Here is a 16,646-nt window from a genome sequence, read left to right as displayed (position 1 = left end):
ACACGGAAACAATTCCCTCCGAGGTAAGCATCCGGCTCAGCGCAGCTGCCGCCAGGCCTCCCTGCGGCGGCGCTGCGCCTCGGGGTCCGCCACCGGCGCGGCCGACAGCAGGCGCTGCGTGTACGGGTGCGCCGGGGCCGTGAGGACGTCCTTCGTCGGGCCCTGCTCGACGACGTGCCCGCGGTGCATCACCGCCACCCGGTCGGCCAGCTGCTCGATCACCGCCAGGTCATGGCTGATGAACAGGCACGCGAAGCCGAACTCGTGGCGCAGGTCGCGCAGGAGGTCGAGGACCTTCGCCTGGATCGTGACGTCGAGCGCGCTCGTCGGCTCGTCGGCCACCAGCAGGTCCGGGTTCAGCGCCAGGGCGCGGGCGATGCACGCCCGCTGGCGCTGCCCGCCCGACAGCTCGTGCGGGTAGCGCCCGGCCAGCGACGGCGAAAGCTGGACCGAGTCCAGCAGCTCCGCCACCCGTCCGTCCACTTCGGACGGCCGGACCGCCTTGTGCAGCCGCACCGGGGTCGCGACGCTCTCCCCCACCGTCGTGCGGGGGTTCAACGAGGACAACGGGTCCTGGAACACCATGCCGATCCGGCGCCGCAACGCCTTCGCGGCCCGGCCGCGCACCCGGCTGATGTCGGTGTCTCCGATGTGGACGGACCCGCCGGTCGGCGCGAGCAGCCCCGTGACGGCGCGCGCGACCGTGCTCTTGCCGGAGCCGGATTCGCCGACCAGGCCGAGCACCTCCCCCGGCTCCACGTGCAGGTTCACCCCTGACGCGGCGCGGACGGCGATCGCGCGGAACCGGCCGCGGTAGGTCACCGACAGGTCCGTCACCCGCAGCAGCGGCGCCTGGGCGGGCACGTCCGGGACCGACGCCACCGCCGGGTGCTCCGCCGCGGCGACGTGGCCCGGGCCGACCGAAAGGTCCGCCGTCAACGCGCGTTCGAGCCCCGTCGTGGCCGTCGCCGACAGCGAGACGACCGAGCCGAGCAGCTGGCGCGTGTACTCCTCCGCTGGCGCGGTGAAGATCGCGCCCGCGGCCCCCTGCTCGACGACCCGGCCGTCGTGCATCACCACCACGCGGTCGGCCAGGTCGGCGACCACGCCCATGTCGTGCGTGATCAGCAGGATCGCCGTCCCCAGCCGCGAGCGCAGGTCCCGCAGCAGCTCCAGGATCTCGGCCTGGACGGTGACGTCCAACGCGGTCGTCGGCTCGTCGGCGATCAGCAGCTTCGGCTCGTTCCCCACCGCCATGGCGATCACGACACGCTGCAGCTGCCCGCCGGACAGCTCGTGCGGGTAGGACCGGAACCGTTCGCGGGGAGCGGGCAACCCGACCAGGTCGAGCAGTTCGACCGCGCGGTCGCGCGCCGCCGAGGCGGTCAGGTCCCGGTGGGTCCGGATCGCCTCGACGAGCTGGTCGCCGACGGTGAACACCGGGTTCAGCGCGCTCATCGGCTCCTGGAACACCATGCCGACCTCGCCGCCGCGCACCGCGCGCAGCTCGGCCGGGGTCATCGCGTAGAGGTCCCGCCCGGCCAGCTCCGCGCGGCCCGTCACGCGGGCCGTGGGCGGGAGCAGGCCGAGCAGGGACATCGCGGTGACCGTCTTGCCCGAGCCGGACTCCCCGACCACCGCGACGACTTCGCCCGCGTGGACCTCGTAGCCGACCCCGCGGACGGCTTCGACGTCCCCGAACGAGACCGCGACGTCGTGCAGCCGCAGGAGTCCGGCCCCGGTCACTGGATGATCCCGAACTTGCGGTAGTCGACGTAGGCCGGGAAGCGCCCGATCTCGACGCCGCCGACCTGCGACCCGTGCAGGAACGAGTTGCGGGTGTAGATCAGCGGCACGACCGGCGAGTCGGCGAGGATCTTCTTGTCCAGCGCCGCCCACTTCTTGCCAGCCTCGGCCGGGTCCACAGTGGCCTGTGCCTCCCCGATCAGCTTGTCGACCTCGGGGTTGTTGTACCGCGACTCGTTGTACCCGCCGTTGCCGATCTCGGTGGACTGGAACAGCGGCTGGATGTTCGCGTTGGCCGACGGGATGTCCGGCTGCCACGAGGTGAGCGTCAGGTCGTAGTCCGACAGGCCCTTGGTGTCCACTTCGGACGTGTAGGTGTCCTCGTCGAGCGGCTTGATGGTGACCTTGATGTTCGCCCGCGCGAGCGACGCCTGGATCGCCGCGGCCTTCTCCGGGAAGCCGCGTTCGTTGTGGGTGGCCAGGACCAGACCGTCGAGCCCGTTCGGGAAGCCCGCCTCGGCGAGCAGCTGCTTGGCCTTCGCCACGTCACCGGACGGCGGCGCCGGGTACAGGTCGTACTGCTCGCGGCCCTGCAGACCCGGGGTGATGAGCGTGGTGGCGACGTCCCCGGCCAGCTGGGCGCTGCCCGCGCTCGCGACCTGGTAGGCGGCCTTGTCCACGGCGTACTGGAACGCCTGGCGCACCTTGGGGTTGGTGAGGTTGCCGCGCTGGGTGTTGAGCGAAAGGTAGGCCAGCGCCCCGGATTCCGACGTCACCAGCCGCGACTGGGCCGACGCGTTGCCCTGGATCTGGGCCAGCTGGGCGGGCGAGGCGAACGACATGCCGAAGGCGGCGCGGTCCTTGCCCGTGTCGTCGACCAGGCGCTTGGAGATCACGCCGGTGTCCTGGCCGAGCTCGAACTCGATGGTGTCGGGGTTGGCGAGGCGCGTCTTGTCCTCGTCCCGGCTCCAGTTCGGGTTGCGCGTCAGCTTCGCCGACTTGCCGCGTTCGTAGCTCGCCAGCTGGTACGGCCCCGACGCGACCGGGTGGTCACCGTAGTTCGCCTCGGCGCCCTTGCCCTTCGGCACCGGCGAGAACGCCGGCGTGCTCGCGACCCAGTTGAAGTCGCCGTAGGCGCGGGCGAGGTGGAAGACGATGGTCTTCGGATCCGGCGTCTGGATGGTGTCGAGCTCCTTGCCGTCGAACGGGCCCTTGTACGCCAGCCCCGGCGAGAGCAGGTCCTTGTGGTAGGCCAGGCCGCCGGAGAACGCGGGCGCGAACGAGCGTTCCAGGCCCCACTTGACGTCCGCCGCGGTGATGGCGGTGCCGTCGGCGTACTTCAGGCCGTCCTTGAGGGTGAACGTCCACGTCTTGCCGCCGTCGGTGGCCTTCCCGGTGTCGGTGGCCAGGTCGGGCACGATCGTGGTGTCCTTGCCCGGCGCGACGTCCCACGACGTCAGCCGCCGGTGGATCAGCCCGAGCGTCGTGATGACGAGGTTCGAGCTCTTAGCCGGGTCCCAGGTGATCGACGGCGCGTCGTTGAGCAGGACGAGGTTCCCGCCTGGCTTGACGGTGCCGCCCTGCCCGGCCGGTGTGTCGTTGGCCCCGCACGCCGTCAGCAGCGTGAGGGCGGCCAGCACCCCCGCGGCGAACCGCAGCTTCTTCATCGTTTCCCCTTCAGACGAGGCGGGCCCGCGGATCGAGCGCGCCGTAGCAGAGATCGACCAGGAAGTTCAGGACCGTGACCAGCAGGGCCGAGAACAGCGTCACGCCCAGCAGGACCGGCAGGTTGAGCGACGCGATCGCGTCGACGAGCAACCGCCCGACGCCGGCCATGCCGAAGATCCGCTCGGTGATCACCGTCCCGGCCAGCAGGCCGCCGAGGTCGACGCCGAAGACCGTGATGACCGGCAGCAGGACGTTGCGCAGCGCGTGCCGGCCCACGACCTTCCGCTCGGTGAGGCCCTTCGCCCGCGCGGTGCGGATGTAGTCCTCGCCGAGGGTTTCGAGCATCTGGCCGCGGGTCAGCCGCGCGTAGATCGCGGCGTGCAGGAACGCCAGCACGAACCACGGCAGGACGAGGTGCCACGCCCACTGCGCCGGGTCCTCGGTCAGCGGCACGTACCCGGACTTCGGGACGACGTCGAGCGCGAACGCGAAGATCGTGATGCCGATCATCCCGGCCAGGTAGGCGGGCATGGACACCCCGGTCATCGCGGCGGCCATGGTGATCCGGTCGACGGCGGTTCCGCGCCGCAGCGCCGAAAGCACGCCGAGGCCGACGCCGAGGACGATCCAGATCGCGGCCGCGCCCAGCGCGACCGAGAAGCTGACCTCGATCCGGCCGCCGATTTCGGCGAGCACGTCGACGTTGTTCTGGAAGTCCCAGCCGAAGCAGGGCGCGGTGCAGTGGACCGCGGCGGCACCGGTGCCGAACGTGCGGCCGCCGAAGATGCCGCCGAGGAAGTCGAGGAACTGGCGGTACCACGGGACGTCGTAGCCCATGAACTCCCGCGCGAGCTGCAGGCCCTCGGGCGAGCACGGGCGGCCGCAGGCCAGCCGCGCCGGGTCGGCGGGCAGGACGTAGAACACCACGAACGTCACGAAGGCGACGACGAACAGGACCAGCAGCATCCCGGCGAAGCGGGTGGCGACGAACCGCGCGGTGCGCATCAGGCGGCACCGCCGGTCCGCGGGTCGAGCGCGTCGCGGATCGCGTCGCCGACGACGTTGAACGCCAGCGTGATCAGGAACAGCATCGCGCCGGGGAAGACCAGGTACATGGGGTCCGTCTCGAAGAAGTCGATGGCCGCGCTGATGGTGCGGCCCCAGCTGGGGGTCGGCGGCAGGACGCCGACGCCGAGGAACGAGAGCGCGGCCTCGTTGCCGATCATCGACGGGATGGACAGGCTGGCGACGACGATGATCGGCGCCCAGAGGTTCGGCAGCAGTTCTTTGGTGAAGACGTGCCACGGGCCGCCGCCGACGACCCGGGCCGCGGCGACGAAGTCGCGCTTCGCGAGCGTCAGCGTCTGGGCCCGCACGATGCGCGCGATGCGCGGCCAGCCGAAGAGCCCGAGGACGACGACGAGCGTGAGCTGCCGGGGGAAGTCCACCGGCAGCACCGCGCCGAGCGCGATCATGAAGATCAGGTAGGGGAAGCCGAGGATGACGTCGGCGGTCCAGGTGACCAGCCGGTCCCACCAGCCGCCGAGGTAGCCGGCGCTGACTCCGATCACGACACCGAGCACGGTCCCCAGCACGGTGGCGCCCAGTCCGACGAGCAGCGAGGTCCGGGCGCCGTGGGCGACGAGCGCGAAGAGGTCGACGCCGGTGAGCGGCTCGACGCCGAACCAGTGCGCGCCGCTCACGCCGCCGAGCGCGCCGGCGGGCAGCCCGGTCGGGCCGAGGGTGGTGATGTCGGGGGCGAGGCTCTGCCCTTCGGCCAGGACGAACAGATCGGCCCCGGCGGCGAGCAGCAGGATGCCGGCGACCAGCACCGCGCAGAGGGGCGTCCACCGCCCGGTCCGGACGGCACGCCACACCGCGGCGGGCAGGGAGCGCGCCGCGAGCGGCGGGAGGGAGGAGGCGGGCACGGCACCTTCAAGAGTCGGAATTCAGCCGATCGAGTGACGATCGGGAACTCTATGGAGGTGCCGGTGATCATTCAACTGTCCCAGTATGCGGACGGGAAGTAACGCGCGCACGGGTGTTTGGTCCGAGTTGTGGGGGTTTGTTCGCACGATGCGGACGGTTCGGGAGCCGCGAGGGGGGACGAGCGGGTACCGCGGGTGCGGGCGGGCGAGCGGCGGGCGCGGGCGTGGGTGCAGGCAGGCGGGGCGCCGAGGGTGGGCGCGGGGCGGGCGCGGGCAGGCGGCCGACAGAGGGCGAGCACGAGTGGGAGGCGGCCGCCGGGGGGCGGGCACCGGGAGGGCGAGCGCGGCCGGGCGGCCAAGGCACACGCGGGCAAGCGACAGTGGGCGCGGGGCGGGCTTCGGCGGGCGCGAGCGGCTTCCGCGGCCACGAGCGGCTTCGGCGGGCGCGGGCGGTTACGGCGGCCACGAGCAGCTTCGGCGGGCACGAGCAGCTTCCGCGGGCGCGGGCGCTCGAGGCCGCCGGCGGCACGGCCTCGAGCGCCCGGGGCGGGATCACGTGTACCAGGTCGGCTCCGGCAGCTCGCCGCGCAGTGCGTGAACACCCACCTCGCGGCGCTTGTACGCCACCGGGTCGTGCAGCGAATGCGTCCGCAGGTTGCGCCAGAACCGGTCCAGGCCGTGCTTCGACGCGCTCGCCCGGGCGCCGGTCAGCTCGAAGATCTTCGTGCCGATCTCCAAGCCCGTGTCGATCACCCGCTGCTTGGCCGCGGCGATCAGCACCGCCAGCTCACCGCGGACCTCCGGCGTCAGCTCCTCGCGCGGGGCGTGCAGCACCCGGGAAATCGCCGTGCCCGCCTTGTCGGTGAGCGCCTCGGCCGCCCACAGCTTCGCTTGCAGGTCGCCGTAGCCGTCGAGGATGTACCACTCCTCCGCGGCGGCTTCCTTGTCGTCGCCACCGTAGGGCCACGGGCGGGTGCGCTCGCGCGTGTACGCCAGGCCGGCGTCGAGGGCACCTTGCGCGATGCCGAGGTAGAAGTTCGTGAACACCAGCTGGATCGCCGGGACGTTGAGCGTGTTGTAGGTGAGCGGGCGGAACTTGCGGTCGACGTAGCCGGCGGCGCTCGCCCACGGCACCCGCACGTCGGTGATCGTCACGCTGCCGGATTCGGTGAGCCGCTGGCCGATGTTGTCCCAGTCGTCATGGAAGACGATGCCTTCCTGGGCCGAGGGCACGATCGCGAAGATGTGTTCTTCGGTGCCCGCGAGGACGCCTTCGAGGACGGTCAGGTCGGACACCTTGCTCCCCGTCGAGAACGACTTATGTCCATTGTAGACGAGCTCGTCACCGTCCTCGGTGATGGTCAGATCGGAGTCGCGGGGGTTGACCGCGCCGCCGAAGAAGAAGTTGTTGGTGGTGTAGAGCTCTTCGACGGCGGCGATCTGCTCGTCCGTCGCGACGAGCCGCGCGGCCCACGCCCACAGGTAGTGGTAGCCGAGCAGCTGGCCGATCGAACCGTCGGCGCGGGCGATCTCGCGGGTGACGCGGTAGGCGGTCTCCCACGTCTGCCCGCCCCCGCCGTGCTCGGGCGGCCCGAGGAGGGTCACCAGGCCGGCTTCCTTGAGCAGCCGGATCTCTTCGTACGGCGTGGTATTGCGGCGGTCGCGCTCGACGGCGTCGACGGCGAGCTTCGCGGCGACGTCCTGCGCGGTCGCGATCCAGTTCTCGGTGGTCGTCACGGGTTTCCCTTTCGCTGCGCGGGCATGCCGAAGCAGCCCCGGTGCGGGGCTGCTTCGGGCGAGGATGGTCCGGCGGAGCACCGCCGTTCATGATCCCGAGTACACCGGCGCCCCGGCGACGTCGTCAAGTCGTTCCACCGGCCGGGCGGATTTCGCCGTTCCGGCTACCGGTTCGAGAGTTCCGCCCCCGTCCCGCCCACCTGAACCCGTTCGCGCTCCGCCCACCGCACCACCGCCGGCACCGCCAACCCCGTCACCGCGAACAGACCACCGACCACCCACCGGCCCGGGGTCCCCCACGTGATGCACAGCGCGATCAGCACCGCCGGCCCGAGCGTCACGCCCAGGCCGAGCCCCATGCCGAACAACCCCTGGTACTGCCCGACCGCGTGCGGTGGGGCGAGCGTGAACGACAGCTCGAACCCGCCCGCCGCCTGCCAGATCTCGCCGATCGTGTGCACCACCACCGCCGCCAGCAGCAGCACCAGCGCCAGCCACGTCGGCGCGCCCGCCATCGCCGCGATCGCCACGCACGCCGCGAAGAACGCGAACCCGGCCCGGCGGAACGCCAGCGCACCCGCCTTCGTCGAAGCTGCGGGACGCCGGGGTCACCGTCCGCGAGTACGACGTCTTCCGGCTGCTGGCCCACCGCCTCGGCAACACCGACATCGCCCGGCGCCTGCTGATTTCCCCGAAGACCGTGGAAAAGCACGTGTCCAGCCTGATGGTGAAGACGAAGCTGCCCGACCGCGTCACCCTGTTCGACTACGCCGCGGCGCTCGGCCCGTGAGTCCCGCCATCCACGTGACCAGGGCGCCGAAGGCCGCTGCCGCGCCGAGAACGGCCGAGGCCGGCCAGCCCGCCACGTCGTACACCGCCGTCGTCGCGGCGGCGCCGGTCGCCGAGCCGAGGGAGTAGAAGACCATGTACTCGCCGATCACCGTGCTGGTGCGGCCGGGGAACGCGGTCGTCAGCACGTGCTGGTTGGCGACGTGCACGACCTGGACGGCGAAGTCGAGCAGCAGCACACCGAAACCCAGCAGCGGCAACGACCAGCCCAGCTGCCCGATGGCGAGCCACGACCCGAGCAGCAGCAAGAGCGCGACGCCGGTGACGCGGCCGGCGTGTCCCGCGTCGCCCCAGCGGCCGGCCCGGGCGGCGCCCAGGGCGCCCGCGAGCCCGGCGACGCCGAACAGCCCGATCTGCGTCTCGCTCAACCGCCACGGTTCGCCGGCCAGGGGCAGCGCCATTCCGCTCCACAATGTACCGAAGGACGCGAAGAGGAAGAACCCGATCAGACCCCGGCGGAGGAACAGCGGCCGAGTGAAAAGCCCGGCCAGCGAACGGAGTATCCGCCCGTAGGACTCCGTACCGGTCCGGACGTCCGCGGGCAGCGCCACGAGGCACGTCACGCCGAGAGCGGCGGCGAGAACCGCCAGCGCCAGGTAGCTGCCGCGCCAGCCACCCACGTCGGCCAAGGCGCCGGTGAGCACGCGGGCGCCGAGGATGCCGGTTACCACGCCGGACGTGACGACGCCCAGCGTGCGCCCGCGTTCGGCGGGCGGCGCGATCGACGCGGCATACGCGACCGTAGTCTGCACCACCACCGCGAAGAGCCCCGCGACGGCGAGACCGCCGAACGCCACCCAGGCGACCGGCGCGGCCGCGGTGCCCGCCAGACCGGCCGCCACCAGGGCGAGGTGGGCCGCGATCAGGCGACGCCGGTCGAGCCGGTCGCCGAGCGGCACCAGCAGCACCAGCCCGGCGAGGTAGCCGAGCTGCCCGGCGGCCACGAACCAGCCGACGGAGTCCCGAGGCACGCCGAGGTCGTCGCCCATCGGGCCCAGCACCGGCTGCCCGGCGTACACCCCGGCGACCGCGACGCCGCACACAACGGCCAGGAGCAGCCTCGTCCCGCGTCCCACGGCACCTCCAATTGGTTGCGATTTGCAACTCTTCGGAGAGTAGGCGAGAATGGTTTCATTACGCAACTCATGGGAGACGCGATGTGGACGGACCCAACCTGCCCGGTCGCGCGGGCGGCGGACGTGATCGGCGACCGGTGGAGCCTGCTGATCATCCGCGACGCGATGGACGGCGCCCGCTCGTTCACCGACTTCCAGCAGCGCACGGGCATCGCCCGCAACATCCTCACCGACCGGCTGCGCAAGCTCACCGGGCACGGCCTGCTCGTCCAGGTGGAGGCTCCGTCGGGCAAGCGGCGGCAGTACGCGCTCACCGAGGCGGGCCAGGACCTGTTCGCCGTGATCGTGACGCTGCGCCAGTGGGGTGAGCGGCACGCGTTCGAAGCGGGCGAGCCGCATTCGGTCCTGGTGGACGAGCACGGCGCGGTCGTCCCGCCTCTAGTGCCCACCGCACCCGACGGCGCACCGCTGACCTGCGCCACGACGTCGGTGCTGAAGGTCGATCAGCCGTAGCGCTTGCCCAGCCACTCGACGATCTCGGCGGCCGCGAGTTCGTTCCCCGTGGGCTCGCCCTCGGCGATGGCGCCGCCGAAGTGCAGGCCTCGCACTGTCGTCGCGGTCAGGTCCGCGGCGCCGAGCGAGGCGATCATGCGGCGGGAGTCCGCCGGGAACGCCGCTTGGTCGCCCGTCAGCTCGATGAACAACGTCGGGATCGTGACACCCGGTCCACACCGGACGAAGTCGGCGCGGGAACTAAGGCCGGACCACGTCGACAGCCACGCTTCCGGCGTCGCGAGCCGGCCGAACCCGACCAGCCCGTAGTCGATCAGGTCGGGGCGCTTGCCGAACAGCGAGCCGTACGGGCGTTCACTGGGGTCGAGGCTCAGGTCGACCGTGCGCGGGTCGGCGTCGGTGCGGAACACCGTGAGCACGCGCGGCGCCAGCGAACGGCGGCGGTCCTCGGCTCGGCCGCTCGTTTTGAACGCTGTACGCGCCGCCGCGGTGTCGGCCAGGTGCGCGCGGGCCACCGCGTCGATGCGGGCGACGCGGGCACGTTGCGCCGCGCGGTAGCGGTCCAGGAATTCCCTTGTATAGCAGGAACTTTCCGGCGGTTCGGCGAAGCCGTTGGCCGGGGAGAACGGGTCGAGTTCAGGGACCACCGACATCGGGTCCGTCTCGTCGGCCACGGACGGGTCGATGCACGCGAGCAGCAGCTTGCCCTGGCCGGGGTGCGGCGCCAGGAAGACGACGCCGTCGGGCACCGGCATGTCCGCTTCGGCCAGCCGCGTCGGGCGCCCGCCCGGCGTGGTCTCGACGCGGTCGGTGAGCGCGGCCTGCTCGCAGTAGTACGCGAAGAGCGTGCCGCCGCCCGAGTGCCCGAGCACGACGACCGCGTCGAACCCCTGCTGCCGCAGGAAAACCTGCCCGGCGGCGACGTCGAGGAGCGCTTGTTCGTGGACGAGGTTCAGGTCGTTGTTGACCGAGCGGGTGTGCTGGGTCCAGACCGCGAACCCGGCCCGCAGCAGCAGCGGGACGAGCGGGTGGTGCGTCAGGTCCTGCCGCGGGTGCATCAGTGCCACGACGGTCCGCGCACCGGCCACAGTGGACAGTACGCCGCGCACGGTGGCACCGTCCACAGTGGTCAGCTCGTGCACGGTGGACGCGGGCCGCTCCCCCGCGGCGAGGTACCGGCCGGCGCCCAGGCGGCCGCTCACACCGGCTCCACGCGCAGGGCGTCCTTGTCGTGCTGGGTGATCAGGCTGTCGCGCGCCACGCCGCCGACGCACGAGTACCAGACGGCGTGCCGGCAGCCGGTCGCGCGGCGGTCGACCACGATCGGCCCGGCGGCGCTGATCTCGAAGTACGGCCCGATCCGCCCGACGGTCACCGCGGAGTCCTCGGCGGCGATCTTCGCGACCGCGGTGTTTTCCGGGACGTCGAGGACGTAGAAGGCCGTCATCGCACCGGTTCCCAGTCCGCCGCGCGCTCGACGATCAGCTCCGCCTTGCGCGCGAGGAGCTTCCCGAAGGTCGGCTCCGGCTCGCCGACGACGTCGAGGAGCGCGTCGATCGTCAGGGTGGCGTCGAGATCCTCCTGCGGCGTGACGGGCCGCATCGCGCGGGTGATCTCGAACATGTAGCCGTTGGGGTCGTGGGTGTAGATCGACTCGATGGTCTCGTGCTGGATCTGCATTTCGACGGGCCAGTCGCTCGCATCGAGCCGGCGGCGGTACTCCAGCAGGTCGGCTTCGTCGTTCACGTGGATCGCGAGGTGCCGCGACCGCACGAAGTACTCGGGGACGTCCGCGCCGAACCGCGCGTAGACATCGCCCTTGACGCCTTCGGGACCGCCGACTTCGGGGCCGGCGCCGAAGTAGTAGAAGAACGCGATCCGGTCGTCGTTGCCGATGTCGAAGAAGAAGTGGATGAAGTCGGGGTGGTTCTCCGGACCCCAGCCCGCCGCGCAGATCGAGTGCACGACGGGGAACCCGAGCACATCCCGGTAGAACCGCACGGTGGCGGCGGGGTCGAAGGTGGGGAAGGCGACGTGGTCGACGCCCCGCACCCGGTGGTCCAGCTCGGTCATGGTTGCCTCCCGCGTGATCTCGTGAGCTTCACGGTACGCGGGAGTCGACGAGTGCGTCAATATTCTGACGCCTGTGCTGAACGACACGAGGCTGAGGGAATCTGCGGACATCGCGAGGGTGACCGGTGTGCACGACGGTGGGTACCGCGCCGGCGCATCCGTCCGACGCGAGGAACGAGACCGGCCTTGAGCGGGCGGATGGCCGGGCGTGTCGAGCTGGTCGCTGACACCGGACAAAGGTGGCCCGGCCCAAGCAACCCGGTTCGGCCGAACAGGCCCGGAAGACCATCGAAGCCGCCGGTTTCGAAGTCCGGGCGTTCGGCCCGCCACAACGGACCTCGGCGGGTCGTGAACGCCACTCAGACGTCGAGGATGCGTTCCAAGTGATCGAGGTCCTGACGCAGCATCTTCAACGCCGCAGCCGGCCCTTCACCATCGAGAACGTGCTGGTCAGCCCGCTGCAAAGCACCCACAGCCATATCAGCCAGCTGTTCGACAACCGCCTCAGCGGTATCCCGGCCCCCCGGGTGGAACCACCACGCCACCCAGTTGCACATACCCAGCACACCCAGCGCCGCGACACGACCGTCGACCGGCCGGAACCGGCCCGCTCGCACGCCCTCGTCGATGACCCCCGCGATCGTCTTCAGCACCGCCCGGCGGCCCTCGTCGTACGCCTCCGTCAGCTCGGCCGGCAGCTCGGCCTCCGACCGGATCAGCAGCCGGAACCGCTCCGGCTGCCGCGCGCGGCGGCCGACGATGATCTCCACGATCCCGCGCAGCTTCGCCACCGGGTTCAGGTCGCGCGCCACCAACTCGGTCAGCTCCTCCAGCGGCCCGTTGGTGACCTCCGTGACGAGCTTGGCCAGCAGCTCTTCCTTGCTCTTGACGTAGTAGTAGAGCGCCGGCCGCGTGATCCCCAAAGCGTCCGCGATGTCCTGCAGGCTCGTGCCGGCGAAGCCGCGCTCGGCGAAGAGCCGGGTGGCGTGCTCGTAGAGCTCGTTCTCCACCAGTTCCCGCCGGGCGGTGGTCCCCTTTTCGCGGGACCCGCCCCGCGGTGTGCTGCCGCTCATCCTCGTGATGGTAGAGGTCCCGCGAGCAGCCGACCGGCTCCCGACAGCCGCGGCGCCAGGTTCAAGCCCTTCAAGAGCGCGTACGCACCGGCCGTGGCGGCCGACAGCACCGGCAGCCCGAACTCCTTTTCCGCGGGTTCGACCAGGTCGAGCGACGGCATCTGGACGCAGGCGGAGATCACCAAGGCGTCGGCGCGGGAGAGGTCCAGCCCGCGCGCGGCGGCCAGGACACGCGAGCCGGGGATGCAGCCCACCTCCGCGTTGTCCCCGACCTCCAAGGCGGCCCAGTCCACGACGTCGAAGCCCTCCGCGCGCAGGTAGGCGACCACTTCTTCGGCGAGTGGACGCAGGTACGGCGTCACGAGGGCGATCCGCCGGGCGCCGAGCGCGCGCAGCCCTTCGACGAGCGCTCCGGCGCTGGACAGCACCGCCGGGTGGGCGTCGCGCGCCGCCAGCTGTCCCACGACTGCCTTCTCCGTTCGCACGTGCTCGCCGGGGCCCTGCGCCATCACCGCGACGAGGCACGCGTAGAGCAGCGCGTCGACGCCGGCGTCGGCCAGCTCGTCCACGCAGCGTTCGCGCTGGGCGTTCATCGCGCGCAGCTCCTCCGGCGACACCCGGTGCATGCGCATCCGGCTGCTGTGGAAGGAAAACGCGGCGGAGGGGTGACGCGCCAGCAGCGCCGGGACCTCCGTCTCGACGGTGACGTTCGAGCTGGGGACGACGAGGCCGATGCGGTGCGGGGTCACGGGGTTTCTCCTTGCTCGGTGGCGATCTTCGCGGCGATTTCGGCCTGCAGGCGCTTCTTGTCCAGCTTCCCGACGAGGGTGCGCGGGATCTCCTCGACGACTTCGACGCGTTCCGGCCACTTGAACTTGGCCACGCCCAGCTCGGCGAAGTGCCGCTGGACTTCGGGCAGGTCCAGCGGCCCGCCGACCACGAACGCGCACGAGCGCTCCCCCAGGCGCAGGTCGGGCATGGCCACGACGGCGGCCGCGCTGACGCCCGGGTGGCGCAGCAGGAGCAGCTCGACCTCTTCGGCGTTGATCTTCTCGCCGCCGCGGTTGATCACGTCCTTGATCCGGCCTTCGATCGTCACGTACCGCTCGCCGTCGAGGACGCGGATCGCCGCGAGGTCGCCGGTGCGGTAGAAGCCGTCGGTGGTGAACGCGCGCGCGTTGTGCTCCTCGGCGTCGAAGTAGCCGCGCAGCGTGTACGGGCCGCGGCAGCACAGCTCGCCGATCTCGCCGTCCGGGACTTCGTCTTCGGTGCCCGGTTCGAGCACGCGTACCTCGTCCATTTCGGACAGTGGCGTCCCGACGGTCGTGGCACGCGCGGTCCGGGGCGCGCCCGGTCGGGTGGTGAGGAACAGGCCCTCCCCCATGCCGAACAGCTGCCCCGACCACAGCCCGCGCCGCTCGAGGTCGTCGAACAGCGCGGGCGGGACCTTGCTGCCCGACAGCACCACCTGCGTCAGCGCGGCCGAAGCGGCGGTGAACCCCGGGTGGGCGACGGCCCGGAAGTGACCGTGTCCCAGCAGGACGTGCGTGGCCGCTTCCCGCGCCAGCAACGGGAGCGACGCGTCCAGGTCGGCGGTGCCGAGGATCAGCGACGCGCCGACGCTGTGCGGGCCGTGCAGGGCGCACACGATTCCCGCGTTGTGCACGATCGGGATCAAGTGGGCGACGCGCGTCTCGGCGGTCCATCCCCAGGACCGGGCGTAGGCGAGGGCGTTGTACCAGTACTCGGCGTGCAGCCGCGGGATCACCTTCGGCACGCCGGTGGTGCCGCCGGACAGCTGGAAGACCGCGACGTCGTCCGGGCCGATGCCCGCCTGGATCTCCTCGACGGTCTTGCGCGCGGCCCCGGCGTCGAGGTCCCGCCCGAGCGCGTCGACGGCGATGCCGCGCGGGTCGTCGCCGAGCACCAGCACGTGCCGCAGCGTCGGGTGCCCGGCGGCCTGCTCGACCGCGAAGCCGACGAGGTCGAACCTGCCGGTCTCGACGAGGTGTGCGACGGCGCCGACGCGGCGGCTGACCTCGCCGATCTCGTGCCCGCGGTGCGCCGCGAGAGTGCACACCGGCACCAGGCCGGCCTTGAGCACGCCGTACCAGGCGAGCACCGTGCCGAGCCGGTTGGTCGCCTGGAACAGCACCGGGTCGCCGGGTTCGAGCCCGAGCCCGGCCAAGCCGGCGGCCAGCAGGTCGGTGCGCTCGTCCAGTTCGCGGAAGGTGACGCGGCCGTCGAGCGCGACGACGGCGTCGCGGTCCGGGTGGGCCAGCGCGATGTCGTGCAGCTGCGTGGCGATCGTGCGGGTCCCCCACAGCCCGCGGTCCCGGTAGGCGCGCACGACGTCCTCCGGGTAGGGGACGACCTTGTCACCCCGGCTCATGCGGTCTCCTCGATCAGGTCGGTGCGGGCGCCGACCAGGCCGGCGGCCAGGTCGCCGCGCAGCGCCGCGGGCCCTGCCACCAGCACGATGCCACCGGTTTCGAGCCGGACGCGCTCGGCGAGGTCCAGCCGGGTGAGCAGCGCGCCGCGGTCACCCGGTCCGGTGAACCAGAACCCCGCCGCGCCCCGCTCCCGGGCCTCCCGGGCGCGAGCCACGACCGCGTCCCCGGCGGGATTCCACGGATCTTCGACGACGTCGTCGATCGTGACGAGGCCGGCGGGCCGCGTCGGCTGCCGGTCGAGGACCCAGTCGACGAGCCCGTCCGCGGGTGGGGGCGTCCCGGCGTACTGGGTGAGCGCGGCGCCGACGACGTCCGGGCTGGTGGCGGCGAACCGATCCAGGGGGACGTTCCCGGCACGGGTCATGTAGGCGACCATCAGCCGCTCGACGGGCAGGTGCAGCCGCGCGGGGAACGACTCCCACCACAACTGGCTGCGCCGGGCCAGCTCCTGCAGCCGTTCGACGGCCGGCCGCCGCTCCGCCTCGTACCGCGCGAACGCCTCGGCCGTGTCAGGCGCGGACCGCAGCGCCTCGACCAGGCCGATCGCGTCCTCCATGGCGAGCTTCGTGCCGGAGCCGATGGAGAAGTGCGCGGTGTGCGCGGCGTCGCCCAGCAGGACGGTGTTACCGGCCGCCCACCGGGCACAGTGGACGGTCCGGAACCGCAGCCAGCGCGTGCGGTTGCCGATCAGCCGGTGTCCGCGCAGCGGTTCAGCGAAGGCGTCCTGCAGGTAACGCAAGGACATCTCGTCGGACACCGTCTCGTCGCCGGCCCGGTCGAATCCCGCCCGCCGCCACGTCGCCTCGTCGGTTTCGATGAGGAACGTGCTGCGGCCGCTGCCGTACGGGTAGGCGTGCGTGACGAAGACGCCGTGCTCGGTGCGCACCGGCTCGAACAGGGCGTCGTCCAGCGCGAAGTCCGCGCCGCACCACAGGTACAGCCCTCGTCCGGTGCCGATTCGCGCCCCGAAAGGTCCCTGCTCGCGCGTCGCGCTGCCGACGCCGTCGGCGGCGATCACCAGGTCGGCGTCGAGGTCGTCGGCCACGCGGCGGACGCCGAAGTTCAGCTCCACCCCGGCCTTTTCCGCGTGGCGCTGCAGGATGGCCAGCAGTTCGGTGCGGGCGACGCCGACCAGGCGGTCGTTGCGGACCCGGGCGACGCGCCCGTCGACCCGCAGGGTCATGTCGTGCCGGCAGCCCGCGGCGACGACGTCGCGCAGGGTGTCGGGGTCGGCCGCGGCCAGCTTGCGCTGGGTGCCCGCGGCCAGCCCGACACCGAACCCGAAGGTCGTGTCCGGCTCGCCCTGCTCGTGCACCGCGACTTCGCAGGACGGAAACGCGAGCTTGAGCAGACGGGCGGCGTAGAGCCCGCCCGGCCCGCCGCCCAGCACCGCGACCCGACGTGGCTGCATCTCCGACCTCCTTGTTTGACAACTACGTCGACTATTTGACGTCAACGACCAGTCACCGTCAAGAGGGTTGACTCTTGTCACATGCGTTGAATAGTCTACGCCGCAGTTAGCAGCTTTCT

At 71.8% G+C, this 16,646-nt stretch carries 16 protein-coding genes; 2 read left to right on the top strand and 14 right to left on the bottom strand.

Annotated elements, in window-relative coordinates; translation table 11 throughout:
• Positions 1 to 36: 36 nt before the first annotated feature.
• The 6 genes from ACZ7OH_RS43135 to ACZ7OH_RS43110 form a co-directional block, all read right to left on the bottom strand.
• Positions 37 to 1,746 (bottom strand): ABC transporter ATP-binding protein, encoded by a 1,710-nt coding sequence (locus ACZ7OH_RS43135; protein WP_470286205.1) that lies wholly within the window; start codon positions 1,744 to 1,746, stop codon positions 37 to 39.
• On the bottom strand, positions 1,743 to 3,413 hold the full coding sequence (locus tag ACZ7OH_RS43130; protein ID WP_470286204.1) for an ABC transporter substrate-binding protein: 1,671 nt from the start codon (positions 3,411 to 3,413) through the stop codon (positions 1,743 to 1,745). Before ACZ7OH_RS43130 ends, ACZ7OH_RS43135 begins: the two co-directional genes overlap by 4 nt.
• Before the next feature lie 10 nt (positions 3,414 to 3,423).
• Positions 3,424 to 4,419: an ABC transporter permease gene (locus tag ACZ7OH_RS43125; protein WP_470286203.1), complete on the bottom strand. Its 996-nt coding sequence runs from the start codon at positions 4,417 to 4,419 to the stop codon at positions 3,424 to 3,426.
• Positions 4,419 to 5,342 carry an ABC transporter permease gene (locus tag ACZ7OH_RS43120; RefSeq protein ID WP_470286202.1) on the bottom strand — a complete coding sequence of 308 codons (924 nt, stop codon included), beginning with the start codon at positions 5,340 to 5,342 and terminating at the stop codon, positions 4,419 to 4,421. Before ACZ7OH_RS43120 ends, ACZ7OH_RS43125 begins: the two co-directional genes overlap by 1 nt.
• A 552-nt stretch (positions 5,343 to 5,894) precedes the next feature.
• The gene (locus ACZ7OH_RS43115; RefSeq protein WP_470286201.1) at positions 5,895 to 7,079 is read right to left on the bottom strand and encodes an acyl-CoA dehydrogenase family protein; all 1,185 of its coding nucleotides are present in this window, start codon (positions 7,077 to 7,079) and stop codon (positions 5,895 to 5,897) included.
• Between the two features lie 164 nt (positions 7,080 to 7,243).
• Positions 7,244 to 7,609: a hypothetical protein gene (locus ACZ7OH_RS43110; RefSeq protein WP_470286200.1), complete on the bottom strand. Its 366-nt coding sequence runs from the start codon at positions 7,607 to 7,609 to the stop codon at positions 7,244 to 7,246.
• A 62-nt stretch (positions 7,610 to 7,671) separates the two neighbouring features.
• On the opposite strand from ACZ7OH_RS43110, the gene ACZ7OH_RS43105 reads away from it, so the two are divergent.
• Entirely contained in the window at positions 7,672 to 7,869 is a 198-nt protein-coding gene (locus ACZ7OH_RS43105; protein ID WP_470286244.1) for a response regulator transcription factor, read from the top strand.
• Here ACZ7OH_RS43105 and ACZ7OH_RS43100 read toward each other — a convergent pair.
• Entirely contained in the window at positions 7,832 to 9,004 is a 1,173-nt protein-coding gene (locus ACZ7OH_RS43100; RefSeq protein WP_470286199.1) for an MFS transporter, read from the bottom strand. The genes ACZ7OH_RS43105 and ACZ7OH_RS43100 overlap by 38 nt on opposite strands.
• A 69-nt stretch (positions 9,005 to 9,073) precedes the next feature.
• Between ACZ7OH_RS43100 and ACZ7OH_RS43095 the strand changes: the two genes are divergently transcribed.
• On the top strand, positions 9,074 to 9,517 hold the full coding sequence (locus ACZ7OH_RS43095) for a winged helix-turn-helix transcriptional regulator (RefSeq protein WP_470286198.1): 444 nt from the start codon (positions 9,074 to 9,076) through the stop codon (positions 9,515 to 9,517).
• Here the strand turns inward: ACZ7OH_RS43095 and ACZ7OH_RS43090 are convergent.
• The 7 genes from ACZ7OH_RS43090 to ACZ7OH_RS43060 all read right to left on the bottom strand — a co-directional run bounded on the left by ACZ7OH_RS43090 (position 9,508) and on the right by ACZ7OH_RS43060 (position 16,527).
• Positions 9,508 to 10,719 carry an alpha/beta fold hydrolase gene (locus ACZ7OH_RS43090; protein WP_470286197.1) on the bottom strand — a complete coding sequence of 404 codons (1,212 nt, stop codon included), beginning with the start codon at positions 10,717 to 10,719 and terminating at the stop codon, positions 9,508 to 9,510. The genes ACZ7OH_RS43095 and ACZ7OH_RS43090 overlap by 10 nt on opposite strands.
• Complete coding sequence (locus ACZ7OH_RS43085) at positions 10,716 to 10,964, bottom strand: hypothetical protein (protein ID WP_470286196.1); 249 nt, start codon at positions 10,962 to 10,964, stop codon at positions 10,716 to 10,718. The genes ACZ7OH_RS43090 and ACZ7OH_RS43085 overlap by 4 nt, the downstream gene beginning before the upstream one ends.
• Entirely contained in the window at positions 10,961 to 11,590 is a 630-nt protein-coding gene (locus ACZ7OH_RS43080) for a VOC family protein (protein ID WP_470286195.1), read from the bottom strand. Before ACZ7OH_RS43080 ends, ACZ7OH_RS43085 begins: the two co-directional genes overlap by 4 nt.
• A gap of 359 nt (positions 11,591 to 11,949) precedes the next feature.
• Positions 11,950 to 12,663 carry a TetR/AcrR family transcriptional regulator gene (locus ACZ7OH_RS43075; RefSeq protein ID WP_470286194.1) on the bottom strand — a complete coding sequence of 238 codons (714 nt, stop codon included), beginning with the start codon at positions 12,661 to 12,663 and terminating at the stop codon, positions 11,950 to 11,952.
• Positions 12,660 to 13,412 (bottom strand): maleate cis-trans isomerase family protein, encoded by a 753-nt coding sequence (locus ACZ7OH_RS43070; RefSeq protein ID WP_470286193.1) that lies wholly within the window; start codon positions 13,410 to 13,412, stop codon positions 12,660 to 12,662. The genes ACZ7OH_RS43075 and ACZ7OH_RS43070 overlap by 4 nt, the downstream gene beginning before the upstream one ends.
• Positions 13,409 to 15,055, bottom strand: coding sequence for a (2,3-dihydroxybenzoyl)adenylate synthase (locus ACZ7OH_RS43065; protein ID WP_470286192.1), 1,647 nt, complete (start codon positions 15,053 to 15,055; stop codon positions 13,409 to 13,411). The genes ACZ7OH_RS43070 and ACZ7OH_RS43065 overlap by 4 nt, the downstream gene beginning before the upstream one ends.
• Complete coding sequence (locus tag ACZ7OH_RS43060) at positions 15,052 to 16,527, bottom strand: FAD-dependent monooxygenase (RefSeq protein ID WP_470286191.1); 1,476 nt, start codon at positions 16,525 to 16,527, stop codon at positions 15,052 to 15,054. Before ACZ7OH_RS43060 ends, ACZ7OH_RS43065 begins: the two co-directional genes overlap by 4 nt.
• Positions 16,528 to 16,646 lie beyond the last annotated feature (119 nt).

It is taken from the genome of Amycolatopsis sp. NPDC114478 (assembly GCF_055633805.1).
This window is presented reverse-complemented; position numbering and strand designations above follow the sequence as displayed.

What these genes read in the sequence shown, in the direction of transcription:
- ACZ7OH_RS43130 (WP_470286204.1), bottom strand. Translation starts at nt 3,413, where the DNA reads ATGAAGAAGCTGCGGTTCGCCGCGGGGGTGCTGGCCGCCCTCACGCTG.
- ACZ7OH_RS43125 (WP_470286203.1), bottom strand. Translation starts at nt 4,419, where the DNA reads ATGCGCACCGCGCGGTTCGTCGCCACCCGCTTCGCCGGGATGCTGCTG.
- ACZ7OH_RS43095 (WP_470286198.1), top strand. Translation starts at nt 9,074, where the DNA reads ATGGGAGACGCGATGTGGACGGACCCAACCTGCCCGGTCGCGCGGGCG.
- ACZ7OH_RS43085 (WP_470286196.1), bottom strand. Translation starts at nt 10,964, where the DNA reads ATGACGGCCTTCTACGTCCTCGACGTCCCGGAAAACACCGCGGTCGCG.
- ACZ7OH_RS43080 (WP_470286195.1), bottom strand. Translation starts at nt 11,590, where the DNA reads ATGACCGAGCTGGACCACCGGGTGCGGGGCGTCGACCACGTCGCCTTC.
- ACZ7OH_RS43075 (WP_470286194.1), bottom strand. Translation starts at nt 12,663, where the DNA reads ATGAGCGGCAGCACACCGCGGGGCGGGTCCCGCGAAAAGGGGACCACC.
- ACZ7OH_RS43065 (WP_470286192.1), bottom strand. Translation starts at nt 15,055, where the DNA reads ATGAGCCGGGGTGACAAGGTCGTCCCCTACCCGGAGGACGTCGTGCGC.
- ACZ7OH_RS43060 (WP_470286191.1), bottom strand. Translation starts at nt 16,527, where the DNA reads ATGCAGCCACGTCGGGTCGCGGTGCTGGGCGGCGGGCCGGGCGGGCTC.